Origin of the sequence: Sporofaciens sp. JLR.KK001 (assembly GCF_036941055.1) — a bacterium.
Taxonomy (GTDB): Bacteria; Bacillota; Clostridia; order Lachnospirales; family Lachnospiraceae; genus Sporofaciens.
In genome coordinates this window covers 363244-383948 of record NZ_JAYMNO010000002.1, presented here as the reverse complement: position 1 = coordinate 383948, position 20705 = coordinate 363244, and the positions used below count along the sequence as shown (strand labels likewise).

Below are 20705 nucleotides of genomic sequence, written 5' to 3'. Positions count from 1 at the left end.
GAGGATGTTATGAGGCAAAGGACAGAGGTCATCCGGGAGTGGATTGACGCAAGGAAGGAACGGGGCGAGATCACAAAATGTATGTTTTACATCACGGTTCCGAAGGATACTGACATTTATAAGGATGAAACCATCCGGAAGATTGAGGGGATGCTTGATAAGAACCATGTCAGCCACGGCCATGTCGATACGGTCTGCGGTGCATGGAACCTGAACCGGGACTGGATTGAAACCGGGGAGATAGACTGCATTGTGGAGTTCTGCGGAGTGTACCCCATCGATTGGGATTTGGAGGATGTGGTGGGGTTTGAACGGATGGAGACCGAGGGCGAAATCATCGCCCTGGTTGACTGGATAGAGGACGGGAAGCACATCCCCAACCATTAATTAAAATTACACAATTCCCACTGCGGATATTTGTGCAGCTTATGCCTGGAATTAACTTGATAAAATGTGATTTTAGAGCGAATATGTATACTGCCGAAAGGGAAAACAAAAAAAACGGAGGACACAGACCATGAAAATCAACGATGCAATGAAGACCTACAGACTGCCGAACCCCACCACGCCGGAGGATTTGGAATGCAGATGGGGCAAGCTGCTGACCTTTGGCGATAAGGTGATTATCGCAGGATACTTTTACAACGGGCAGAACAAGCCCTGCTACTTCGGGGCGGCTTATGAATTCCTGGGTGACAACCATACCTGCGAAGGCGCCATCGAGCTGAGGGCTGCAAGCGGGGTTGAGTTCAAGGATGACGGCCACGCAATCGCCTGGGCAATGCAGCAGTAAAGACAAGTGGACATTCCAAGAGCGGAGCCGGAAGGCTCTGTGTCTTGTACCGATAGATTACGGCTTGCCGATGGCAGGCCAATTTTTATGCCATCTTTGGGGAGGTGATGCCGGTGGCAATGCGGAAGCTGAAAAAATACAGGCCAACGAAGTTCAAGGCGAAGGACAGCCGATACGACAAGGATGCCGCCGATTTTGCCGTGATGTTCATCGAGAGCCTCTGCCACACCAAGGGGACGTGGGCTGGGAAGCCTTTTGAACTGATAGACTGGCAGGAGCAGATTATCAGGGATATTTTCGGAACGCTGAAGCCCAACGGCTACCGGCAGTTTAACACGGCCTATGTGGAAATCCCGAAGAAGCAGGGCAAGTCGGAGCTTGCCGCCGCCGTGGCGCTGCTCCTTACCTGCGGGGATGGGGAGGAACGTGCCGAGGTGTACGGGTGCGCCGCCGACCGGCAGCAGGCTACCATCGTTTTTGATGTTGCCGCTGATATGGTGCGGATGTGTCCCGCTCTTTCCAAGAGAGTGAAAATACTCGCCTCGCAGAAGCGGATCATCTACACGCCCACCAATTCCTTCTACCAGGTGCTTTCGGCGGAGGCGTATTCCAAGCACGGCTTCAACATCCATGGCGTGGTGTTTGATGAGCTGCACACGCAGCCGAACCGGAAGCTGTTTGATGTCATGACCAAGGGCTCCGGGGATGCCAGGATGCAGCCGCTGTATTTCCTCATCACCACGGCGGGGACGGACACCCATTCCATCTGCTATGAGACGCACCAGAAGGCGAAGGACATTCTGGAGGGGCGGAAGATTGACCCTACATTTTATCCGGTGATCTACGGCGCGGATGAGGCGGACGACTGGACGGACCCCAAGGTGTGGAAGAAGGCGAATCCATCCTTAAACATCACGGTGGGGATTGACAAGGTGGAGGCCGCTTGTGAGTCGGCAAAGCAGAATCCGGGTGAAGAAAATTCCTTCCGCCAGCTCCGCTTAAACCAGTGGGTGAAACAGGCAATCCGTTGGATGCCCATGGATAAATGGGATGCCTGCGCCTTCCCGGTTTCGGAGGATGGCCTGGAGGGGCGCGTGTGTTATGGAGGCTTGGACTTATCCTCCACTACGGATATCACGGCGTTCGTGCTGGTGTTCCCGCCGCTGGACGAGGAGGACAAATACTGCATCCTCCCATATTTCTGGGTGCCGGAGGAAACGCTGGAGCTGCGTGTGCGGCGAGACCATGTTCCCTACGATGTGTGGGAGCGGCAGGGGAAGCTGATGACCACGGAGGGGAACGTGGTGCATTACGGCTATATTGAGAAATACATTGAGCGGCTTGGGGAGCGGTTCAACATCCGGGAGATCGCCTTTGACCGGTGGGGAGCGGTGCAGATGGTTCAGAACCTGGAGGGCATGGGCTTCACGGTGGTCCCGTTTGGGCAGGGCTTCAAGGATATGTCCCCGCCGACCAAGGAGCTGATGAAGCTGGTGCTGGAGCAGATGGTTGCCCACGGCGGGCATCCGGTCCTTAGATGGATGATGGATAACATCTTCATCCGCACCGATCCGGCGGGCAATATCAAAGCGGATAAGGAAAAGTCCACGGAGAAAATTGACGGGGCGGTTGCCACGATCATGGGGCTTGACCGGGCAATCCGCTGTGGGAATGATGCAGGGGCTTCCGTCTATGACAGCCGGGGGCTTCTTGTCTTTTAATGAAGGAGGGTGATTCCTATGGGATTTCTAAGCGGGCTGTTCAGGGCGAGGGATGCCCCACAGAACAGGACTTCCGGCAGCGCCTACAGCTTTTTCATGGGCGGAAGCACCAGCGGCAAGCGTGTCAATGAGCGTTCCTCCATGCAGATGACGGCGGTGTACTCCTGCGTCCGTATCCTGTCGGAGGCGGTGGCGGGGCTGCCGCTGCATTTTTACAGATATACGGATAACGGCGGGAAGGAGAAGGCAGCGGATCACCCGCTGTATTTTCTGCTCCATGACGAGCCAAACCCGGAGATGACTTCCTTCGTGTTCCGGGAAACGCTGATGACGCACCTGCTCCTGTGGGGCAATGCCTACTCGCAGATCATCCGCAACGGCAAAGGGGAGGTCATCGCACTGTACCCGCTGATGCCGGACAGGATGAATGTGGAGAGGGATTCCAAGGGGCAGCTCTATTACGAATACACGGTGAGCATGGATGACGCGCCCACGGTGAAGGGCAGCACGGTCGTCCTGCCGCCATCAGAGGTGCTGCACATCCCCGGCCTTGGCTTTGACGGGCTGGTAGGCTATTCCCCCATTGCCATGGCAAAGAACGCCATCGGCATGGCGATTGCCTGCGAGGAATACGGGGCGAAGTTCTTCGCCAACGGCGCACAGCCGAGCGGCGTGCTGGAGCATCCGGGGACGCTGAAAGACCCGTCAAGGGTAAGGGAGAGCTGGCAGTCCACCTTCGGCGGCAGCCACAATGCCAATAAGGTAGCAGTTTTAGAGGAGGGCATGAAGTATACTCCGATTTCCATTTCCCCGGAACAGGCGCAGTTTCTGGAAACAAGGAAGTTCCAGATCAATGAGATTGCGCGGATTTTCCGTGTGCCTCCGCACATGGTGGGCGACCTGGAAAAGAGCAGCTTCTCCAACATCGAGCAGCAGAGCCTTGAGTTCGTGAAATACACCCTCGACCCGTGGGTGTCCAGATGGGAGCAGTCCATGGCGCGGTCTCTGCTGACGCCGAAAGAAAAGAAGCAGTATTTTGTGAAGTTCAACGTGGACGGCCTGCTCCGGGGCGACTACCAGAGCCGCATGAACGGGTATGCCGTGGGGCGGCAGAACGGGTGGATGTCCGCAAACGACATCCGGGAGCTGGAGAACCTTGACCGCATCCCGGAGGAGCTGGGAGGCGATCTGTACCTGATAAACGGGAACATGACAAAATTGTCCGATGCCGGTCTGTTCGGCAGAAAGGACGGAGAGGAGGAATCCAATGAAAACGAAGAAGTTCTGGAAGTGGAGGAACCAGGCGGAGGCGGGGACGGCTCCGGAGGAGAGGACTCTGTTTCTGAACGGCACCATCGCAGAGGAAAGCTGGTTTGACGATGACGTCACGCCGCAGCTTTTCAAGGATGAGCTGAATGCCGGGAACGGTGACATCACCGTGTGGATCAACTCGCCGGGCGGCGACTGTGTGGCGGCGGCACAGATTTACAATATGCTCTCTAACTATAAAGGCAAGGTAACTGTAAAGATTGACGGCATCGCCGCAAGCGCTGCCAGTGTGATTGCCATGGCGGGCGACACCGTCCTGGTGTCCCCGGTTTCCATGCTGATGATCCACAATCCCGCCACCATTGCCTGGGGCGACCATGCGGAGATGCAGAAGGCCATCGATATGCTTGCCGAGGTGAAGGAGTCCATCATTAACGCCTATGTGTTAAAGACGGGGCTTTCCCGCTCCAAGCTGTCGCACCTGATGGATGCGGAAACGTGGATGGACGCAAACAAGGCGGTGGAGCTTGGCTTTGCGGATGAAATTATGACGCGGGCAAAGGCGGAGCCGGAAAAAGAGCCGGAGGAAGGCGAGGGGGATACGGACGGGGAGGAAGAAGAGAAGAAATTCCCTCCCGCTCCAAGCTCCATGCTGTTCTCCCGCCGGACGGCAAACAACGCCCTTTTGAATAAACTGGCCGCCAAGTATGGCGGGGAAAAACCGAAGGCGGATATCCAGGCGCAGGCAAAAATCCCTGCTGCGGATACAGAAACCGGCCGTTCCGTGGACGCACTCATGGAGCGGCTTAATTTATTGAAACGATAAGAAGGAGGATTTCATTATGACGATTCTGGAACTGCGTGAGAAACGCGCAAAGGCATGGGAGGCGGCAAAGGCATTCCTGGATTCCCACAGGAAGGAGAACGGCGTCCTTTCCGCGGAGGATGACGCCGCATACACGAAGATGGAGCAGGAGATCACCGACCTTGGGAAAGAGATTGCGAGGCTGGAGCGGCAGGAGGCATTGGATGCGGAGCTGAACCGCCCGGTGAATAAGCCCCTGACGGGGAAGCCGGGCGGAAGGGCGGATGCGGACGATGGGGAGGATAAGGCCGGGCGTGCCTCCGACGATTACCGGAAGAACTTCTGGAACGCCATGCGCTCCAAGGCGCCGATGCCTGCGGTCACCAACGCCCTGCAGATTGGGACGGATTCCGAGGGCGGCTACCTTGTGCCGGATGAATACGAGAGGACGCTTGTGGAGGCGCTGGAGGAGGAGAACATTTTCCGCCAGATGGCGAAGGTCATCAAGACCTCCAGCGGCGACCGCAAGATTCCCGTTGTGGCTTCCAAAGGCACGGCATCCTGGATTGACGAGGAGGGCGCATACCCGGAGAGCGACGACTCCTTCGGGCAGGTTTCCATCGGCGCGTATAAGCTGGGCACCATGATCAAGGTTTCCGAGGAACTGTTAAACGACAGCGTCTTTGACCTGCCGTCCTATATCTCCCGCGAGTTTGCCCGCCGTATCGGGGCGAAGGAAGAGGAGGCATTTTTCACGGGGGACGGCAAGGGCAAGCCGTTAGGCGTGCTTGCGGCCACGGGCGGCGCAGAAACGGGCGTGACCGCCGCATCCGCCACGGCTGTGACGGCGGATGAGCTGATGGATTTATATTATTCACTGAAATCCCCGTACCGCAAGAAATCCACGTGGGTGTTAAATGACTCCACCATCAAGGCCATCCGCAAGCTGAAGGACAGCACCGGGCAGTACCTGTGGCAGCCGTCCCTGACAGCCGGGGCGCCGGACACCATCCTTGGCAGGCCGGTCAGGACCTCTGCGTATATGCCGGCCATTGCCGCAGGCGCAAAGACCATCGCTTTCGGTGATTTCAGCTACTATTGGATTGCCGACCGGCAGGGGCGCAGCTTTAAGCGCCTGAACGAACTGTTTGCGGCAACGGGGCAGGTGGGCTTCCTCGCCTCGCAGCGTGTGGACGGGAAGATGATCCTTGCGGAAGCGGTGAAGGTGCTGGAGCAGAAGGCAGGGGCTTCGGCTTAAGGAAAGGGGGCGGCGGTGATGGATATGGATGCGCTGCTTGAGAAAGTGAAGAAGAACCTCATACTGGAGCATTCGGCGGATGACGCGCTTCTGAAAAGCTACATCACCGCCGCCGTCTCCTATGCGGAAAGCTACCAGCATATCCCGGAAGGGGCTTACGGTGGAAAGGAAATGCCCGCCACCACGGAACAGGCGGTCATCATGCTCGCCTCGCATTTTTATGAAAGCAGGGACGGCAGCACGGGCGGATTCTTTTCAGACAATACAAACGCCGCACAGCAGGTGTGGCATACGGTGAACCTGCTCCTGCGGCTGGACCGGGAATGGAAGGTGTAGCGGATGGGTTTTGGGAAGATGGACACATTCATTGACATTGTCCGTGTGAAAAGGGACACGGACAGTGAGGGGTTTAAGAAAGACACGGAGGAAATCCTCGCTTCGGTCCGGGCATACCGGGAGGGGCGGCACGGCAGCGAGAAATGGGCGAACCGCGCCGCCTTTTCCTCTGCCACGGACCTTTTCCGGTTCCGGATAATTCCAGGACTGGAGGTCACGCCTGACATGGTGGTCGTGTGCGGGGCGGGCCGTTTCCAGATTTCATCGGTGGAGGATGTGAAAGGGCGCGGGATGTACCTGGAGGTACTGGCGGAGGAGGTGAAAGCCAGTGGCAAGGGCTGACGTGAAGCTGCCGGAGGAGTTCCTTTTAAGGCTCTCCCGGCTTGGGGATAAGACGGATGAAATCTGCGGGAAGGTGCTGGAGGCCGGCGCGGAGGTGGTGGAGGCGAAGGTGCGCTCCAACCTGCAGGCAGCCATCGGCAGCGGGACAAAGGAGCCTTCCCGTTCCACCGGGGAGCTGCTTTCCTCCCTCGGAATTTCCAAGCCCCTGCAGGACCGGGACGGGAACTTCAATGTGAAGATCGGCTTTTCCGAGCCGAGGGGCGGCGGGGGCAGCAATGCGAAGATTGCCAACATCATCGAATACGGCAAGAGCGGGCAGCCGGCAAAGCCGTTTCTGAAACTCGCCAAGACCGCCACACGGAAAGCCTGTGTGGATGCGATGCAGGAGCGGTTTGAACGGGAGGTGGACGGATTATGAGTCTGCTGTCAGAGATAAAAGCGGTGGCGGAGGGGTGCGGCATCCCGGTGGAGGCCGGGGTGTTCTCCGGCACGCCGCCGGATTTATACCTGGTGGCCACGCCCCTTGGGGACAGCTTTGGGCTGCACGCCGACAACGCGCCGGAATACGAGACGCAGGAGGCGAGGCTTTCCCTGTTTTCCAAGGGAAACTACACGGGGCATAAAAAGAAGCTCGTAAAAAAGCTGCTTGCAGAGGATTTTACCATTACGGACAGGCGGTACATCGGGCATGAGGATGATACCGGCTTCCACCATTACGCCATTGACGTGGCGAAACTGTATGGATTGGAGGAATGAAGCATGGCTACGATTGGCCTTGACAAATTATTTTATGCGAAGATCACGGAGGATGAGGACGGGAACGAAACCTATGCCGCGCCCACATCCCTTGCGAAAGCGATGACCGCTGAGCTGTCCGTGGAGCTTGCGGAGGCGACGCTGTATGCGGACGACGGGGCGGCGGAGATCGTGAAGGAGTTCCAGAGCGGGACGCTTGCCCTCGGCGTGGCGGATATCGGCCCCAAAGTGGCGGAGGATCTGACCGGGGCGAAGATTGACGACAACAAGGTGCTGGTCTCCGCGTCCGAGGACGGCGGCGACCCGGTGGCAGTGGGGTTTCGGGCAAAGAAGGCAAACGGGAAATACCGTTACTTCTGGCTGTACCGCGTGAAGTTCGGCATCCCCGCCACCAACCTCACCACCAAGGGCGAGAGCATCGAATTTTCCACGCCCACCATTGAGGGGACGGTGCTGCGCCGGAACAAGGTGGACGGCAAGGGGAACCATCCGTGGAAGGCGGAGGTTTCCGAGGATGACACGGGCGTTTCCGCTTCCACGATTGCGGACTGGTACAAGAATGTATATGAGCCGGCATTTACGACGGTTCCATCAGAAAACGGGGAGGGCTAACAGATGGATGAGAGGAGCGCAGTTGTAAATATCGGCGGCACGGAGTATGAAATGCTCCTGACCACGAGGGCGACAAAGGAGATTGCGGGACGATACGGCGGGCTGGAGGACCTGGGCGAGAAGCTGATGAAGTCGGAGAACTTCGAGATGGCACTGGATGAGATTGTGTGGCTGATCACGCTTTTATGCAACCAGCCGATTCTGGTACACAACCTGAAAAACCCGCAGGATAAAAAGCCGGAGCTGACCGCTGAGGAGGTGGAGCTTTTAACTTCCCCTCTGGAACTGGCAGGCTATAAGAACGCCATCATGGAGGCCATGTACAAAGGCACGAAGCGGAACATCCAGAGCGAGGAAAATACGGGAAAAAACGGAGCGGTCGGGTAAGCGATGAAGAGCTGTTTACCCGGCTTTTATATTACGGCGTCGCACAGCTTCACCTTTCCATGGATGAAACGTGGCTGACGTCGTTTGGCCTGCTTATGGACCTTTGGGAGTGCCATAAGCAGTTCATGGGCTTTGCGAAGCCGAAGCGGGAGCTGACCATTGACGATGTCATCCCGTATGGGATTTAGCAGGCGTGGCCGTGTGCATTTTTCGGGGAAAGGGGGTGCGGCTGCATGGCGGATGATTTTGGGCTGCGGATAGGCGTCGAGGGCGAGAAGGAATTTAAAAAGGCGCTGGCGGAGATCAACCAGTCCTTCAAGGTCCTCGGCTCCGAGATGAAACTGGTATCCTCGCAGTTTGATAAAAACGACAGTTCCGTGCAGGCGCTCTCCGCCCGGAACACGGTGCTGAATAAGGAGATCGATGCGCAGCGGCAGAAGGTGGAGACCCTGCGCTCCGCCCTGCAGAACGCCGCAGAGTCCTTCGGGGAGAATGACCGCAGGACGCAGAACTGGCAGGTACAGCTCAACAATGCGGAGGCCGCCTTAAACGGCATGGAGCGGGAGCTTTCCCAGAACGAGCAGGCCATTGAAGCGTTAAATAACCAGGAGGAACAGGCCGTGGACGCCACGGAGCGGCTCACCCAGGAGATTTCACGCCAGGAGGAGGAGCTGGCGGGATTGAAACGCGCCTACTCCAATGCCGTGCTGGAATACGGGAAAGGCTCCAGCGAGGCAAGGGAGCTGGAGGGGCGCATCGCAGACCTTTCCGGGGAGCTGGAGGAGAACCGTGACACGCTGCGGGAGGCTTCCGACAGCACGGAGGATTTTGGGGACGCCATGGAGGACGCCTCGGACGGGGCGGGGAAACTCGGCTCCGGGCTTTCGGCGGCGACGGTCGCCATGGGGAACCTCATCTCCTCCGGCATCCAGGCGGCGTTAAACGGCATCAGGGAATTAGGGAGCGCCATCTGGAACCTTGACGAAGCCACGGAGGAATACCGGACGGCGCAGGGAAAACTCACCACGGCTTTCGAAGCGGCGGGGTACAGCGGGGAGGCGGCGCAGAAATCCTACACCGAGTTTTACAAGATTTTAGGCGATACGGACACGGCAGCCGAAGCCTCGCAGCTACTGGCGCAGCTTGCGGAAAATGAGCAGGACATCACCAAATGGACAAATATTGCGGCGGGCGTCTGCGGCACGTTCGGTGACGCCCTGCCGATTGAAGGTCTGATTGAATCCGCCAATGAGACCGCCAAGGTGGGGCAGGTTACCGGCTCCCTTGCGGACGCCTTAAACTGGGTGGGGATCAGCGAGGATGAATTCAATGAAAAGCTGGCCGCCTGCTCCGGGGAGAGCGAAAGGAACCGCCTCATCATGGAGACCCTTTCCGGGACGTATGACGAGGCAAGCCAGGCGTTCTACCGGAACAACGAGGCGCTGGTCGCCTCAAGGGAAGGCCAGGCGCGGATGGATGAGACGCTGGCGGGGCTTGGGGAGACCATCTCCAATGTAAAAAATAACCTGCAGGCGGAGTTCCTCCCCGCCATTGCGGACGTGGTCTCCTCATTTACGGACATGGTGAACGGCGTGGAAGGGGCGGACACGGCATTTGCGGAGGCAGTCACGGGGCTGGTGGACACGGCGGTGGCCATGCTGCCGCAGTTCGTCAGCACAGGCACGCAGATGCTGGCATCCCTCCTTTCCGGCATCATACAGAGCCTCCCGGCAATCGTGGAGGCGGCGGTGCAGATCGTGTCCACCCTTGCCGCGGGCATCGGGGAATCGCTGCCAACATTGGTGCCTGCCATCGTGCAGGCGGTCGCCACGATTGTGCAGACCCTCGCGGATAACCTCCCGATGATACTGGAGGCCGCCCTGCAGCTTATTATGGGGCTGGCGCAGGGACTGTTAGATGCCATCCCGGTCCTGACAGAGGCGCTTCCGCAAATCATTGCCTCTATCGTAGACTTCCTGATTGGGGCAGTCCCGCAGATCATTGACGCAGGGATACAGCTTCTGACCTCGCTGGTCTCGGCTTTGCCTGAGATTATCACGGCAGTCGTGGCGGCAATCCCGCAGATCGTTGACGGGCTGGTGACGGCAGTGCTTGGGAGTATCCCGCAGCTTATCGATGCCGGGATGAAGCTGCTGGTTTCCCTGATACAGAACCTGCCGCAGATCATCACCACGGTGGCGGGCGCAATCCCAAAGATCGTGGCCTCTCTGGTGAACGCCATCGTCGGGAACGTGGATAAGATCATCCTTGCCGGCGTGAAGCTGCTGGTTTCCCTGGTTAAAAACCTGCCGCAGATCATTGTGTCGATTGTGAAGGCAGTGCCGCAGATTATAGCGGCGATTGTGAAGGGGTTTGCCGGCGGCGCGGCGCAGATGGCAGGCATTGGCTTGAACCTGATCAAGGGAATCTGGAACGGCATCGGTGACGCGGCATCCTGGCTTTGGGGCAAGGTCAGCGGCTTCTGCTCCGACCTCATGGGCAAAATAAAAGGCTTCTTCGGCATCCATTCCCCGTCCACGGAAATGGCGTGGGTGGGCGAGATGCTGGTGGAAGGTCTGGCAGGCTCCATCGAGGATAACGGCGGCGAGGCGGTAAAAGCCGCCGAAGGACTGAGCGAGGGCATCTCCGATGTGATGAACGGGCTGGCGGAGGACATGAAGACCTCCATCCCGACCGATTTCAAGCTGGATGCGGACGCTTCGGTCCGTTCCGTGACAGACGGCATGGCAGGCATGAAGGGAAAGGATATGTTCGGTTTCGCTTCGCTCATCACCATCCAGCAGATGATCGTCCGCAGCGAGGACGACATCCGCAAGATTTCACAGGAACTTTATAACCTGATCCAGACCGGCTCCCGTGCGGGCGGCCGGATCATCACTGCATAAAGGAGGCGGCTATGGGATTTACTTTCAACGGAACCACATCCAAAAGCATGAAGATACGGGCAAGGCTGTCCTCCTGGCAGGCTTCCCCTTCCCTGCGGAATTTTTACGAGACCGTGCCGGGGAAGGCGGGGGTGGCGGACTTCGGCTGTGACAGCGCGGAGCGTACCATCAAAGTGGAATGCAGCGTCTTCCCGCAGAAAAACTTCCCGGCACTGGTGGCGGTGCTGGATAACATGGCGGAGTGGCTCGACCCGACAAGGGGGCAGGGGCAGCTTATTTTAGATGATGTGCCGGACCGGTATTTCATGGCGAGGCTTTCAGAGGCGGTGGACTGTGAGCGTCTGCTCCGCTCGGCGGGGCAGTTCACGCTGTCCTTTATCTGCCCGGACCCATACGCCTATGCCCTGGCGGATGAAACCTATATATTTTCGGAAACGGGGGCGCACATGGCGGTGCGGCATACGGGCAATACAGACTCCTGTCCGGTGTATGCGTTAAAGGGCAGCATCCCTTCCGGCACGGGCAGCTATGTGTCCATCATTACAAACGGGACGGAGCTTCGTGTGACGGGGCCGCTTGCCGCAGGGGAAACGCTGCTGGTGGATTCCGACCTGGTCACGGCAAAGGTGGTGGATGCCTCCGGGAACACGCTGCGCAACGGACTGCCGCTGCTGGCGGAGCTGAATTTCCCCGTGCTGTCCAAAGGGCATAACACGGTGGCGGTTTCCACGGCAGGGAATACGGCATTTGCAGAATTAAAAATACAGGCGGGGAGCAGATGGAGGTGACGGGATGGCGGTCAAAAGCACGCTGAACAAGCAGACGGATTTCACGGGGGAGTTCCCGGCAGAATATGCAAAAGACGGGCTGTGGCGGTTCAATGAAAATGCCCCGGATGCAGACACAATGCTTTCTGATTCCTCCGGCCAGGGCAGGAAGATGTTTGTCTCCGGCTGGTCCGGTACGAGCGCCGGTTTCCGGGGCGGGCAGAAGGGGCGGCATTTCCGCATGAACACCAGTAATCCGGCATCGGAGAAAACCTATCTGAAGGTAACGAATGACGGCACTATTTTCCAGAACCCTGGGGAACGGATCACCGTGGGAGGATGGATAAACCCCACCACCTATTCGGTTGGAAATACCTACTGCCCGATTTTTAACACTAGGCAGGGGCCGGGGCAGCCGATTTTCTATTTGTCTTTAATCCGTGGAAAGCCGAGGATCATGCTTTACAATTCCTCTGGCACGCTGATCCTGGATGAGTCGGTGGCGCCGCCCTTTTCCTTTGTGAACAACGGGTGGTACTTCCTCGCCTGCGTGATCGAGCCTGGGAACAAAAAAGCGCAGTATGTCATAGGCGACCGGGAAAGCGGGGCGGTGTGGGTTTCCGCGGCGCTGTCTTTTACGGGCGAGCTGAACCGCTCCTGCACGGCAGACCTCATCATGGGGATGAATGCCGGTTCCTACTGGTATGCAGGGGGCTTTGACGACTGGTTTTTAGACTGCGACTCGCAGCTCACAGCCGAGGGCCTGGCGGATTATTTCAGGAAATCCCTCTGCGCCAATGGCGGCGACACCTCCAGGGAGGTGGACGCCCTCACGGAGCCGGGATGCGTGACGCTGCGGAAGGGCAGCGGCGGCGTCTATCCGGAAACGGGGCAGCTTTTAACGGCTCCTGCAGAATGCCTGCTTGCAGGGACGGGGCGGGTGTCAGTAAAGAGCGAATACACGGCAGGCGTTACGGCGGTCTCCCTGGTGGAAACATCAACATCCGACGATTTGGAGGAATGGACGGCATGGCAGGGTGTCGGGAGCAGCGGTGAGCTGCAGTCCCCCAACCAGAGGTACATCCGCTACCGGGTGACATTTACCACAACGGACACTTCCAAAACACCGAAGCTGATGGAGATACAGTTGCATGACATCCCAAAGCCGCCGTATGAGAGGCTCGGCTTTGCCCGCCCGGTCATCCTTGATTCCAACGGGGCATGGGAGGCGGTGCTGGAAAATGCCTTTGACATCATGGTGACGAGTGAGGTGAACGGGGCGGACACCCTGGAATTCAAGCTGCCGTTCCGGGATTCCAAGCGCCCGCACTTGGATAATGAAAAGCAGGTGCAGATCGTGAACGATGTGTACCGCATCCGGACGCTGACCGATGACAAGGGGGCGGACGGGAAAGTGGTGACCTCGGTGTATGCGGAGGCGGCTTTCTATGACCTGGCTTTCTCTGTGGAAAAGGCAACCGTCAATTTCAATGCGGACACGGCGGAGGCGCCGATGGCATACGCGCTGGAAGGCACGGACTGGAGCGTGGGGAACGTGACGGTACGGACAAAGCGGACATGGCAGAGTACGGAGAAGAACGCCCTCTCCATCCTGCGGCAGGTGCAGAACATCCACGGCGGCGACCTGATCTTTGACTGCGCCAACCATCTGGTGCATCTTCTGACTTTCGGCGGTACGGACAGCGGTGTGCTGTTCGCTTACCGGAAAAATATGAAATCCATCCAAAGGGTGGTGGACACCAGAAGCCTTGTCACGAGGCTGTACGCTTACGGGAAGGACGGCATGACCTTTGCCAGCATCAACGGCGGGAAAGAATATGTGGAAAGCTACGCCTACACAGACGAGGTGCGGACTTCCACCCTGGACTGCTCCAGCTTCACGAACCCCTACCAGATGCTGGAGTTCGCAGAAATGCGGCTTGCGGACTATGCGAAGCCCCGGATTTCCTATGTGCTTTCCGCCATGGACTTATCCGTGCTGACGGGATATGAGCATGAGACCTGGAACCTGGGCGACATCGTGACGGTGGATGACCGGGACTTAAACCTTTCCGTGAAGACACGCATTGTGCGGCGGCAGTATAACCTGCAGGAGCCGTGGAACACGGTGCTGGAACTTTCCACCACGCTGCGGGAATTGGGCGATTCCTCGGCGCAGTGGGATAAGGCGGCGGATGTGCTTTCCAATACGGATGTCATCGACCGGCAGGAGGTGAAGGACATGGTGCCGTTCAACCACCTACGGAATTCCCGCGCCGACAGCGGCATGAGCGGCTGGCTGAATTCCGGCTTTGAGGTGGATGCGGAAAACGGGGTGTCCGGCACGGCGTCCTTCAAATGCGCGGGCGCGGCGGGCATGACAAAGAGCCTTGCGCAGACGGTGTACCCGGCAAGCCGGAGCAGCTATACCTTTTCGGCGCAGATCGCCTCGGAGAATCTGAAAAAAGGGGCAGGCGGGCAGGTGGGCATTGAGGTGACCTTTGAATATGAGGACGGAACCACGGAAACGAGGTTTATTGATCTGCTGTAGATTTGGAAAGGCGGTGGAGTATGGCATTTTTCACGCAGGCGGCGCAGGACGTGTCGCCCAGGGGCTATGAGCGGCTCAAATCCATCACCGTGCGGGTGTGCGTGACGGACTGCACAGGGGAATTCTATATCACGGATATGCTCCTGCAGGGCGGCTCAATCGCAACGGGGTGGGTAGGCCATGTGAGCGAGATACAGTGGACGCTTGACGGATAGGAGGCGGCGCTATGGCAGAATTCACACGGTTTGCGGAAACATTGGAATGCAAGAAGGATATGCGGGTAGTGGCGGTGACTGTGAAGCCGCTGGTCTCGGACTGCACCGGCCGGATCTGGTTCACCGACCTCATGGCGCAGGAGGGGGACCGGCTGACGGGGTATGTGATCCACACGGAAACGGTGATGGAAAAGTACCGTGAAAACGGGGAGATCGTGCCGCCGAGGTTTTATAACGGTCTGGTGCGCTCCAGCGCAACGCTGGTGGCGTTCAACCTGGGGCAGACCTCGGCGGGGCTGGACGTCAAAGTGTACCCGGTGCAGGACATGGCGGCGGGCAGCATAGAGCTGTCTTTGGGGGCAGGGGCGCATAAGGCGAAGTTCCTCTCGGCGGCAAACGCCGGGGATGAGTTCTCGCTCCTGGCATCCAGCCGCAAGTGCCTTAGAAACGGCGCGGCCACGAAGAAGGACGGCTTTTTCCAGTACACGGCGGCGGGCGACAGCAAGCATCCGGTGGCGGTGGAAAAGGGGAAATCGGCAAGGATATATTTTGAGTTCCAGGAAATGCAGGATGGGGGTGATGCGGTTTAAAGGGTGATTGAAAATTAAATAAATGTGAAGTATAATCATCTTGTTAAAAAAGGGAAAATTTTAATGGTAAAGAGGAATACATTATGGATTATGTTATACCTTCAAATTTTTATGAATTTGGATTAGGTTGGTATCAAGGGATTGACTTTAGAAATGAAGCCAATTTGTTACTTGATGTCATAAATCAGTCAAAGAAAGAAAACGATATACAAAATTATATTAAGGAAAAGAAAAAATGGTTTATTCCTGCGTCAATATTTAAAGATTATGACTTTGGACATCATGAGGCTTATATTGTGCCAGAACAGGAACTTGGGGAAAAATATCGTGTTGATTATATGCTGCTTGGACGAAATTCAATTGGCCATCAGATTGTATTGGTAGAATTTGAAAATGCTAATGTTGATTATTTAAATAAGACATCAAATATGGAGTCAGAGAGTGTAAGAAAGGGACTTGTGCAAATCATGGATTGGAAATGCTGGATGGATGATAACCGGGACTATTTTTTGCGAAGCTGCGGATTATCAAATATTAGTGGAAATATCCCTTCATGGGCAATACACTATTGTCTGGTGGTGAGTCGTCGGGACAGAATGGATGAAAGGGGAAATAGAATTCGGGGGCAAAAGCAAAATGAAACACCAAGATTAAACATCGTTACTTATGACAGGCTTGTTGATAATGTTAGAATGTTAGTGAATGGTTTTTAGAGCAACATAAAAAATAGATTTATAATTGAGGAGGCATCTGGAAAACAGGTGCTTTTTTTCTGCCTGTTTTTAAGGAGGTGGCTGTTTATGAGAGATTATCTGCAGGGGAAGCGGTGCATGGTGTGGTCGTTTATGGGGAACAGCCGGATGTACCAGGCGCTCCGGGATTACGGCGACCGGCTGGACACTGTGGGCATTTTTACATTTGAGGTGGATATCACAGGCACGATTTCCGAAACGGGAACGGGCATTTCCACCATGATGCCCTATATCAATAAATGGCCGCACATCAAGTGGATGCTGACCGTGATGAACCACGGAGCGGCATCCATTTTTACTGCGCTGCGGAACAACACGGGCGGGGCGAAGGATAAGTTCCTCACGGAGCTGGTGCGGATCATGCGGAAATACCCGTGGTGTGCCGGGGTGGACATTGACCTGGAGCGTGGCGGGGAATATGAGAACCGGGCGGCGGCAAATGCGCTGTTCCGGGATATTTACAATACTGTGAAAAATTACAATCCGGCAAAGCTGGTGAACATCTGCCTGCCGGGGATGACCGGCGTCAACGGCTCGGTGGGCGGTGAGAACTGGTGCGTGTATGCGGACCTTGATGCTTACTGCGACACGGCGTCCATCATGAGTTACGGCATGGCGTGGGCGGGTTCCGCTCCGGGGCCGGTCTCCCCGCGGAGCTGGCTGGAGGGAATCTATGATTATGCATCCAAAGCCATGCGGCCGGAAAAAATCTTCATGGGGCTGCCGGGGTACGGGTGGAACTGGCAGATTTACGATACGCCGGAGAACCTGGGCAAATCCTACCGGGGGACTTCCAACACCTATTATGCCGCCAGGCTGTGGATGGCGGGCGGCTACAATTTCACAAACGACGCTCCGCCGCAGCCCTTCATCCCCATCCTCGCCTATTGGGACGATTATGATAAGGTCCCCTATGCGTTCCCGCAGGTGTACGACTTCATGGAAGGCGCGGATGCCGTTTCCCGTGAATACCCCCTGCTGACGGGGACTTACAACCGCAGGCATTACCTGACCGCCTACGGCAAGGAGCAGAAGGCGGAGTTTGGGGATGTCATTGTTGACCGTGGCGGCAGCCCGGACAGTTATTCCGGCATCGTGTCCGTTTCGGAGGGAATGGTAACGCTTGGCGACAATGGCAGTGCCACTTACCGTTTCAGCGTGCCTGCAGTGGGAACTTATGATGTGGCGGTGCGTATCTGCTACCCTTTTTGGGATAAGAACGGCATCTATGTTTCCCTTGACGGGGGCAGGAGGCATTTCACGGAGAGCCGCCTTTGGTGGCCATACTGGAGGAGCGCCTTCTGGATTTCCCTTGCGGAGAAGGCGCAGCTTTCCGCAGGGACGCATACGGTCACAGTTTCGGTGGATGTGAAGGGCGTGCAGTTTTACGGTTTCCGCGTCTGCACGGCATTCCGGGAATACGCTTCTGCAGGGGAGGCGGCGTTCACGCTCTCCCCGCGGCAGTTCATTGATGTGGACGGGAATCCCTGCCGGCCGGACAAAGGCTTCAAACTGACGCTGGAGATGCTCCGAAGGAAGCCGGACTCGGCGCTTGTCTGGTACGAGGATTTCCGGGATTACGGCGTGCTGGAAACAAACTACTGGAGCGTGCTTTCCGGCTCATGGACGGTATGGCGGTCGGAGGAATATTCCATGGAGCGGGTGTACTCTCAGCTTGAGGGGAGCGGGCAGCTTGCGTGGCAGTACAGCGGATTTGAGGAGCTGCACCTGCGGGCAAGGCTGGCGTTCCCGGCAGACGGCAGCGGCAAAGCAGGGGTATTCTGCGGTGATGTGTTCTGCTGCTTAAATATTGATACGCAGAGGGTGGAGCTTTACAAGGGCTCCACCCTACTTGGCAGCTACAGCCAGACAATCAGCCGTACCTCCAACGCTGACCTCAGAGGGAACCCCGCCATGTACACGGTGGAGATGCGTATCCGGGGGAACAGGGTGCGTGTTTATTCCGGCGCCTCTTACACGCTCCGGTTTACGGCTTCCATAAACGGGTTTTCCGGCGGCTATGCCGGGTACCGCTCGGACAGCCGGACGGTCTGCGAGCTGCTCCGGCTTGGGGACGCATGGGCCTATGAGCCGTATGAGCGGTTCGACGTCACGTTCCCGGACGGCAGGGTGACACAGTATGGGCGAATCCAGCGGAACAATGCAGTATGGGATGAGGAATACCAGGTGTTCACGCTGACCGTCGATGTGGAGGAGGGAAGCACACGCAGCGGGGAAATCTCGCTGGACTATGACTTCTTCCATTCCCATCTGATGGAGCTGTCCTGCGGGAATGATTACACGGTGAAGGTCACGCCGAGGGACATCAACATCTGGATTTCAAGGCTGTTCCTTGGGGATGCGGACGGTTTCTCCATCCTTTACTACCAGGACGTGGACTCGCTGGTCTATTGGGCGAACGAGGCGGCCTACCGCTGGAGGCTGCGGGGGATTGCCATCTGGTCATTGGGGCAGGAGGACATGAGGCTGTGGGAGGCGCTGCCGAAACAAATTTAATATTTCCATGGATACAGGGCTGTCCGCCGTTTGGCGGGCAGCCTTTTATCATACAAAAAAATTTTATAGGAGGGTTTCACTATGAAAGAATTCTGGAACACGATCCAACTTATTTTTGCAGGCGTCGGGGGATGGCTCGGCTACTTCCTCGGCGGCTGTGACGGCCTGCTGTATGCGCTCATCGCTTTTGTGGCGGTGGATTATATCACAGGTGTGATGTGCGCCGCTGCGGATAAGAAGCTGTCCAGCGAGGTGGGGTTCCGGGGCATCGCAAAGAAGGTCCTCATCTTCCTGCTTGTGGGGATTGCCAACATCCTTGATGTGCAGGTCATCGGGAGCGGCTCTGTCCTGCGGACGGCGATTATCTTTTTCTATATCTCCAACGAGGGCGTGAGCCTTCTGGAAAATGCCGGACACCTGGGGCTGCCCATCCCGGAAAAGCTGAAGGAGATTTTAGAGCAGCTCCATGACAGGGCAGAGAATGGGAAGGAGGGCGAATAAGCATGAAATTGGTGGAATCGATTATGACAAGGAATCCCTGCTACACGGCGGGGAGGAAGATCACGGTCAAGGGGCTGATGCTCCATTCCGTGGGCTGCCCACAGCCGAAGGCATCCGCATTTATCAATTCGTGGAACAGCCCGTCGCATGACACCTCCTGCGTCCATGGCTTTATTGATGGGAACGACGGCACGGTGTACCAGACGCTCCCGTGGAATCACAGGGGATGGCACTGCGGAAGTGGGAATAAAGGGAGTGGGAACAATACCCATATCGGAGTAGAAATGTGCGAGCCTGCGTGTATCAAGTACACGGCAGGCTCTAACTTTACCTGTTCCAATTTAGCAGAGGCAAAGGCGGTGGCAAAACGCACCTATGAGGCGGCGGTGGAACTGTTCGCATACCTTTGTAAGAAATACAGCCTGAACCCGCTTGCGGATGGTGCCATCATCAGCCACAGGGAAGGCCACAGCCGGGGGATTGCCAGCAACCACGGCGACCCGGAGCATCTGTGGACGCAGCTTGGCATGGGGTACACGATGGACGGATTCCGCAGGGCGGTCAAGGCGGCAATGGGCGGCATATCCTCCGGCACGGACGGATACACAAAGATCATGGGGGATGCCGTGGCAGCGGCAGAACAGATGAAGGCATACCTCAAAGCGAAGAATCCGGACGTGGCACAGTCTGTCCTTGACATGGCCTCGCTGTATCTCTCCGAAGGAAAGGCGGAGGGAGTGAGGGGAGACATTGCCTTTGCGCAGTCCTGCCTTGAGACGGGGAATTTTACTTTTTCCGGCTCTGCGGTCACGCTTTCACAGAATAATTTCTGCGGCATGGGCGTGACTTCCAATGGTATGAAGGGGAATTCCTTTGACACGCCGCAGCTCGGTATCCGGGCGCAGGTGCAGCATTTGAAAGCATACGCCTCCACGGACGCGCTGAAGAACGCCTGTATTGACCCGCGTTTCAAGTATGTCACGAGGGGCTGTGCGGAATATGTGGAGTGGCTTGGGCAGAAGGAAAACCCGTCTGGGAAAGGATGGGCGGCGGGAGCCGGCTACGGGGAGAAAATCCTCTCCATCCTGAAAGGCATCCTCGGCACGGCAGGCGGCACATCCAAGCCTGCAGAAGCATGGTACTGCGTCCGGAAGTCGTGGGCGGATGCCTCCTCGCAGAAAGGGGCGTTCAAGTCGCTGGAGAATGCAAAGAAATGTGCGGATGGGAATCCGGGGCATTCCGTGTTTGATGAGACTGGAAATGCGGTATACACCGGGGCGGCAGCATTCAAGCCGTATCTGGTGAGGGTATCCATTCCTGACCTTAATATCCGGAAAGGCCCCGGCACTGACCATGCAAAGACCGGGAAATATACGGGAATCGGCACCTTCACGATTGTAAAAGAAGCGGACGGCAAGGGTGCATCCAGGTGGGGGCTTTTGAAATCCTGCCAGAAAAAGAAGGATGGCTGGATTTCCCTTGATTATGCCAGCAGGATAAGCTGATGCAGAAATAAATATGCGCACCATGGCATAAAGGTATGCGCGAATAGTGACAAGCCCACGGCACATAAAATGTCGTGGGCCATTTTTTGATTTTAGGGGGTTCAGTTTTCCCGTCCCCGTGG

22 protein-coding genes are annotated in these 20705 nt (G+C 56.9%); all 22 read left to right on the top strand.

The window, feature by feature from the left end; all coding sequences use genetic code 11:
* The first annotated feature begins 9 nt into the window (after positions 1–9).
* The 22 genes from VSQ62_RS27020 (at position 10) to VSQ62_RS26915 (ending at position 20583) form a co-directional block, all read left to right on the top strand.
* Entirely contained in the window at positions 10–387 is a 378-nt protein-coding gene (locus tag VSQ62_RS27020; RefSeq protein ID WP_334638123.1) for a hypothetical protein, read from the top strand.
* A 148-nt stretch (positions 388–535) separates the two neighbouring features.
* On the top strand, positions 536–793 hold the full coding sequence (locus VSQ62_RS27015) for an Nmad4 family putative nucleotide modification protein (RefSeq protein WP_334638122.1): 258 nt from the start codon (positions 536–538) through the stop codon (positions 791–793).
* 119 nt (positions 794–912) lie between these two features.
* Positions 913–2514 carry a terminase large subunit gene (locus VSQ62_RS27010; RefSeq protein ID WP_334638531.1) on the top strand — a complete coding sequence of 534 codons (1602 nt, stop codon included), beginning with the start codon at positions 913–915 and terminating at the stop codon, positions 2512–2514.
* 18 nt (positions 2515–2532) lie between these two features.
* Positions 2533–3891, top strand: coding sequence for a phage portal protein (locus VSQ62_RS27005; protein WP_334638121.1), 1359 nt, complete (start codon positions 2533–2535; stop codon positions 3889–3891).
* Positions 3782–4609 carry a head maturation protease, ClpP-related gene (locus VSQ62_RS27000; protein ID WP_334638120.1) on the top strand — a complete coding sequence of 276 codons (828 nt, stop codon included), beginning with the start codon at positions 3782–3784 and terminating at the stop codon, positions 4607–4609. Before VSQ62_RS27005 ends, VSQ62_RS27000 begins: the two co-directional genes overlap by 110 nt.
* A 16-nt stretch (positions 4610–4625) precedes the next feature.
* Positions 4626–5846 (top strand): phage major capsid protein, encoded by a 1221-nt coding sequence (locus VSQ62_RS26995; RefSeq protein WP_334638119.1) that lies wholly within the window; start codon positions 4626–4628, stop codon positions 5844–5846.
* A gap of 18 nt (positions 5847–5864) precedes the next feature.
* Positions 5865–6182 carry a head-tail connector protein gene (locus tag VSQ62_RS26990; protein WP_502957854.1) on the top strand — a complete coding sequence of 106 codons (318 nt, stop codon included), beginning with the start codon at positions 5865–5867 and terminating at the stop codon, positions 6180–6182.
* Between the two features lie 3 nt (positions 6183–6185).
* Positions 6186–6524: a head-tail adaptor protein gene (locus VSQ62_RS26985; protein WP_334638118.1), complete on the top strand. Its 339-nt coding sequence runs from the start codon at positions 6186–6188 to the stop codon at positions 6522–6524.
* A complete protein-coding gene (locus VSQ62_RS26980; protein WP_334638117.1) occupies positions 6511–6942 on the top strand; it encodes an HK97 gp10 family phage protein in 432 nt (143 codons plus the stop codon). Before VSQ62_RS26985 ends, VSQ62_RS26980 begins: the two co-directional genes overlap by 14 nt.
* Positions 6939–7280, top strand: coding sequence for a hypothetical protein (locus VSQ62_RS26975; RefSeq protein ID WP_334638116.1), 342 nt, complete (start codon positions 6939–6941; stop codon positions 7278–7280). Before VSQ62_RS26980 ends, VSQ62_RS26975 begins: the two co-directional genes overlap by 4 nt.
* A 3-nt stretch (positions 7281–7283) precedes the next feature.
* Positions 7284–7892, top strand: a complete 609-nt coding sequence (locus VSQ62_RS26970) for a major tail protein (RefSeq protein WP_334638115.1) — start codon at positions 7284–7286, stop codon at positions 7890–7892.
* A 3-nt stretch (positions 7893–7895) separates the two neighbouring features.
* On the top strand, positions 7896–8279 hold the full coding sequence (locus VSQ62_RS26965) for a hypothetical protein (protein WP_334638114.1): 384 nt from the start codon (positions 7896–7898) through the stop codon (positions 8277–8279).
* 59 nt (positions 8280–8338) lie between these two features.
* Entirely contained in the window at positions 8339–8467 is a 129-nt protein-coding gene (locus VSQ62_RS26960) for a hypothetical protein (protein ID WP_334638113.1), read from the top strand.
* A 45-nt stretch (positions 8468–8512) separates the two neighbouring features.
* Positions 8513–11185: a phage tail protein gene (locus VSQ62_RS26955; RefSeq protein ID WP_334638112.1), complete on the top strand. Its 2673-nt coding sequence runs from the start codon at positions 8513–8515 to the stop codon at positions 11183–11185.
* Positions 11186–11196: 11 nt separating this feature from the next.
* Positions 11197–11973, top strand: coding sequence for a distal tail protein Dit (locus VSQ62_RS26950; RefSeq protein ID WP_334638111.1), 777 nt, complete (start codon positions 11197–11199; stop codon positions 11971–11973).
* A gap of 4 nt (positions 11974–11977) precedes the next feature.
* A complete protein-coding gene (locus tag VSQ62_RS26945; RefSeq protein WP_334638110.1) occupies positions 11978–14503 on the top strand; it encodes a phage tail spike protein in 2526 nt (841 codons plus the stop codon).
* A 20-nt stretch (positions 14504–14523) separates the two neighbouring features.
* Complete coding sequence (locus tag VSQ62_RS26940; RefSeq protein WP_195415603.1) at positions 14524–14718, top strand: hypothetical protein; 195 nt, start codon at positions 14524–14526, stop codon at positions 14716–14718.
* An 11-nt stretch (positions 14719–14729) separates the two neighbouring features.
* A complete protein-coding gene (locus VSQ62_RS26935) occupies positions 14730–15308 on the top strand; it encodes a hypothetical protein (RefSeq protein WP_334638109.1) in 579 nt (192 codons plus the stop codon).
* Between the two features lie 83 nt (positions 15309–15391).
* Positions 15392–16021, top strand: a complete 630-nt coding sequence (locus VSQ62_RS26930) for a Shedu anti-phage system protein SduA domain-containing protein (protein WP_334638108.1) — start codon at positions 15392–15394, stop codon at positions 16019–16021.
* A gap of 87 nt (positions 16022–16108) precedes the next feature.
* On the top strand, positions 16109–18577 hold the full coding sequence (locus VSQ62_RS26925; RefSeq protein ID WP_334638107.1) for a glycosyl hydrolase family 18 protein: 2469 nt from the start codon (positions 16109–16111) through the stop codon (positions 18575–18577).
* A gap of 81 nt (positions 18578–18658) precedes the next feature.
* Positions 18659–19078 (top strand): phage holin family protein, encoded by a 420-nt coding sequence (locus tag VSQ62_RS26920; RefSeq protein WP_334638106.1) that lies wholly within the window; start codon positions 18659–18661, stop codon positions 19076–19078.
* 2 nt (positions 19079–19080) lie between these two features.
* Positions 19081–20583, top strand: a complete 1503-nt coding sequence (locus VSQ62_RS26915) for an N-acetylmuramoyl-L-alanine amidase (protein ID WP_334638105.1) — start codon at positions 19081–19083, stop codon at positions 20581–20583.
* Positions 20584–20705 lie beyond the last annotated feature (122 nt).

Excerpts from the sequence above, each read along its gene's own strand:
- VSQ62_RS27020 (WP_334638123.1), top strand. The coding sequence starts at position 10 with ATGAGGCAAAGGACAGAGGTCATCCGGGAGTGGATTGACGCAAGGAAG.
- VSQ62_RS27015 (WP_334638122.1), top strand. The coding sequence starts at position 536 with ATGAAGACCTACAGACTGCCGAACCCCACCACGCCGGAGGATTTGGAA.
- VSQ62_RS27010 (WP_334638531.1), top strand. The coding sequence starts at position 913 with ATGCGGAAGCTGAAAAAATACAGGCCAACGAAGTTCAAGGCGAAGGAC.
- VSQ62_RS27005 (WP_334638121.1), top strand. The coding sequence starts at position 2,533 with ATGGGATTTCTAAGCGGGCTGTTCAGGGCGAGGGATGCCCCACAGAAC.
- VSQ62_RS27000 (WP_334638120.1), top strand. The coding sequence starts at position 3,782 with ATGAAAACGAAGAAGTTCTGGAAGTGGAGGAACCAGGCGGAGGCGGGG.
- VSQ62_RS26995 (WP_334638119.1), top strand. The coding sequence starts at position 4,626 with ATGACGATTCTGGAACTGCGTGAGAAACGCGCAAAGGCATGGGAGGCG.
- VSQ62_RS26990 (WP_502957854.1), top strand. The coding sequence starts at position 5,865 with ATGGATATGGATGCGCTGCTTGAGAAAGTGAAGAAGAACCTCATACTG.
- VSQ62_RS26985 (WP_334638118.1), top strand. The coding sequence starts at position 6,186 with ATGGGTTTTGGGAAGATGGACACATTCATTGACATTGTCCGTGTGAAA.
- VSQ62_RS26975 (WP_334638116.1), top strand. The coding sequence starts at position 6,939 with ATGAGTCTGCTGTCAGAGATAAAAGCGGTGGCGGAGGGGTGCGGCATC.
- VSQ62_RS26970 (WP_334638115.1), top strand. The coding sequence starts at position 7,284 with ATGGCTACGATTGGCCTTGACAAATTATTTTATGCGAAGATCACGGAG.
- VSQ62_RS26965 (WP_334638114.1), top strand. The coding sequence starts at position 7,896 with ATGGATGAGAGGAGCGCAGTTGTAAATATCGGCGGCACGGAGTATGAA.
- VSQ62_RS26960 (WP_334638113.1), top strand. The coding sequence starts at position 8,339 with ATGGATGAAACGTGGCTGACGTCGTTTGGCCTGCTTATGGACCTTTGG.
- VSQ62_RS26955 (WP_334638112.1), top strand. The coding sequence starts at position 8,513 with ATGGCGGATGATTTTGGGCTGCGGATAGGCGTCGAGGGCGAGAAGGAA.
- VSQ62_RS26950 (WP_334638111.1), top strand. The coding sequence starts at position 11,197 with ATGGGATTTACTTTCAACGGAACCACATCCAAAAGCATGAAGATACGG.
- VSQ62_RS26945 (WP_334638110.1), top strand. The coding sequence starts at position 11,978 with ATGGCGGTCAAAAGCACGCTGAACAAGCAGACGGATTTCACGGGGGAG.
- VSQ62_RS26940 (WP_195415603.1), top strand. The coding sequence starts at position 14,524 with ATGGCATTTTTCACGCAGGCGGCGCAGGACGTGTCGCCCAGGGGCTAT.
- VSQ62_RS26935 (WP_334638109.1), top strand. The coding sequence starts at position 14,730 with ATGGCAGAATTCACACGGTTTGCGGAAACATTGGAATGCAAGAAGGAT.
- VSQ62_RS26930 (WP_334638108.1), top strand. The coding sequence starts at position 15,392 with ATGGATTATGTTATACCTTCAAATTTTTATGAATTTGGATTAGGTTGG.
- VSQ62_RS26925 (WP_334638107.1), top strand. The coding sequence starts at position 16,109 with ATGAGAGATTATCTGCAGGGGAAGCGGTGCATGGTGTGGTCGTTTATG.
- VSQ62_RS26920 (WP_334638106.1), top strand. The coding sequence starts at position 18,659 with ATGAAAGAATTCTGGAACACGATCCAACTTATTTTTGCAGGCGTCGGG.
- VSQ62_RS26915 (WP_334638105.1), top strand. The coding sequence starts at position 19,081 with ATGAAATTGGTGGAATCGATTATGACAAGGAATCCCTGCTACACGGCG.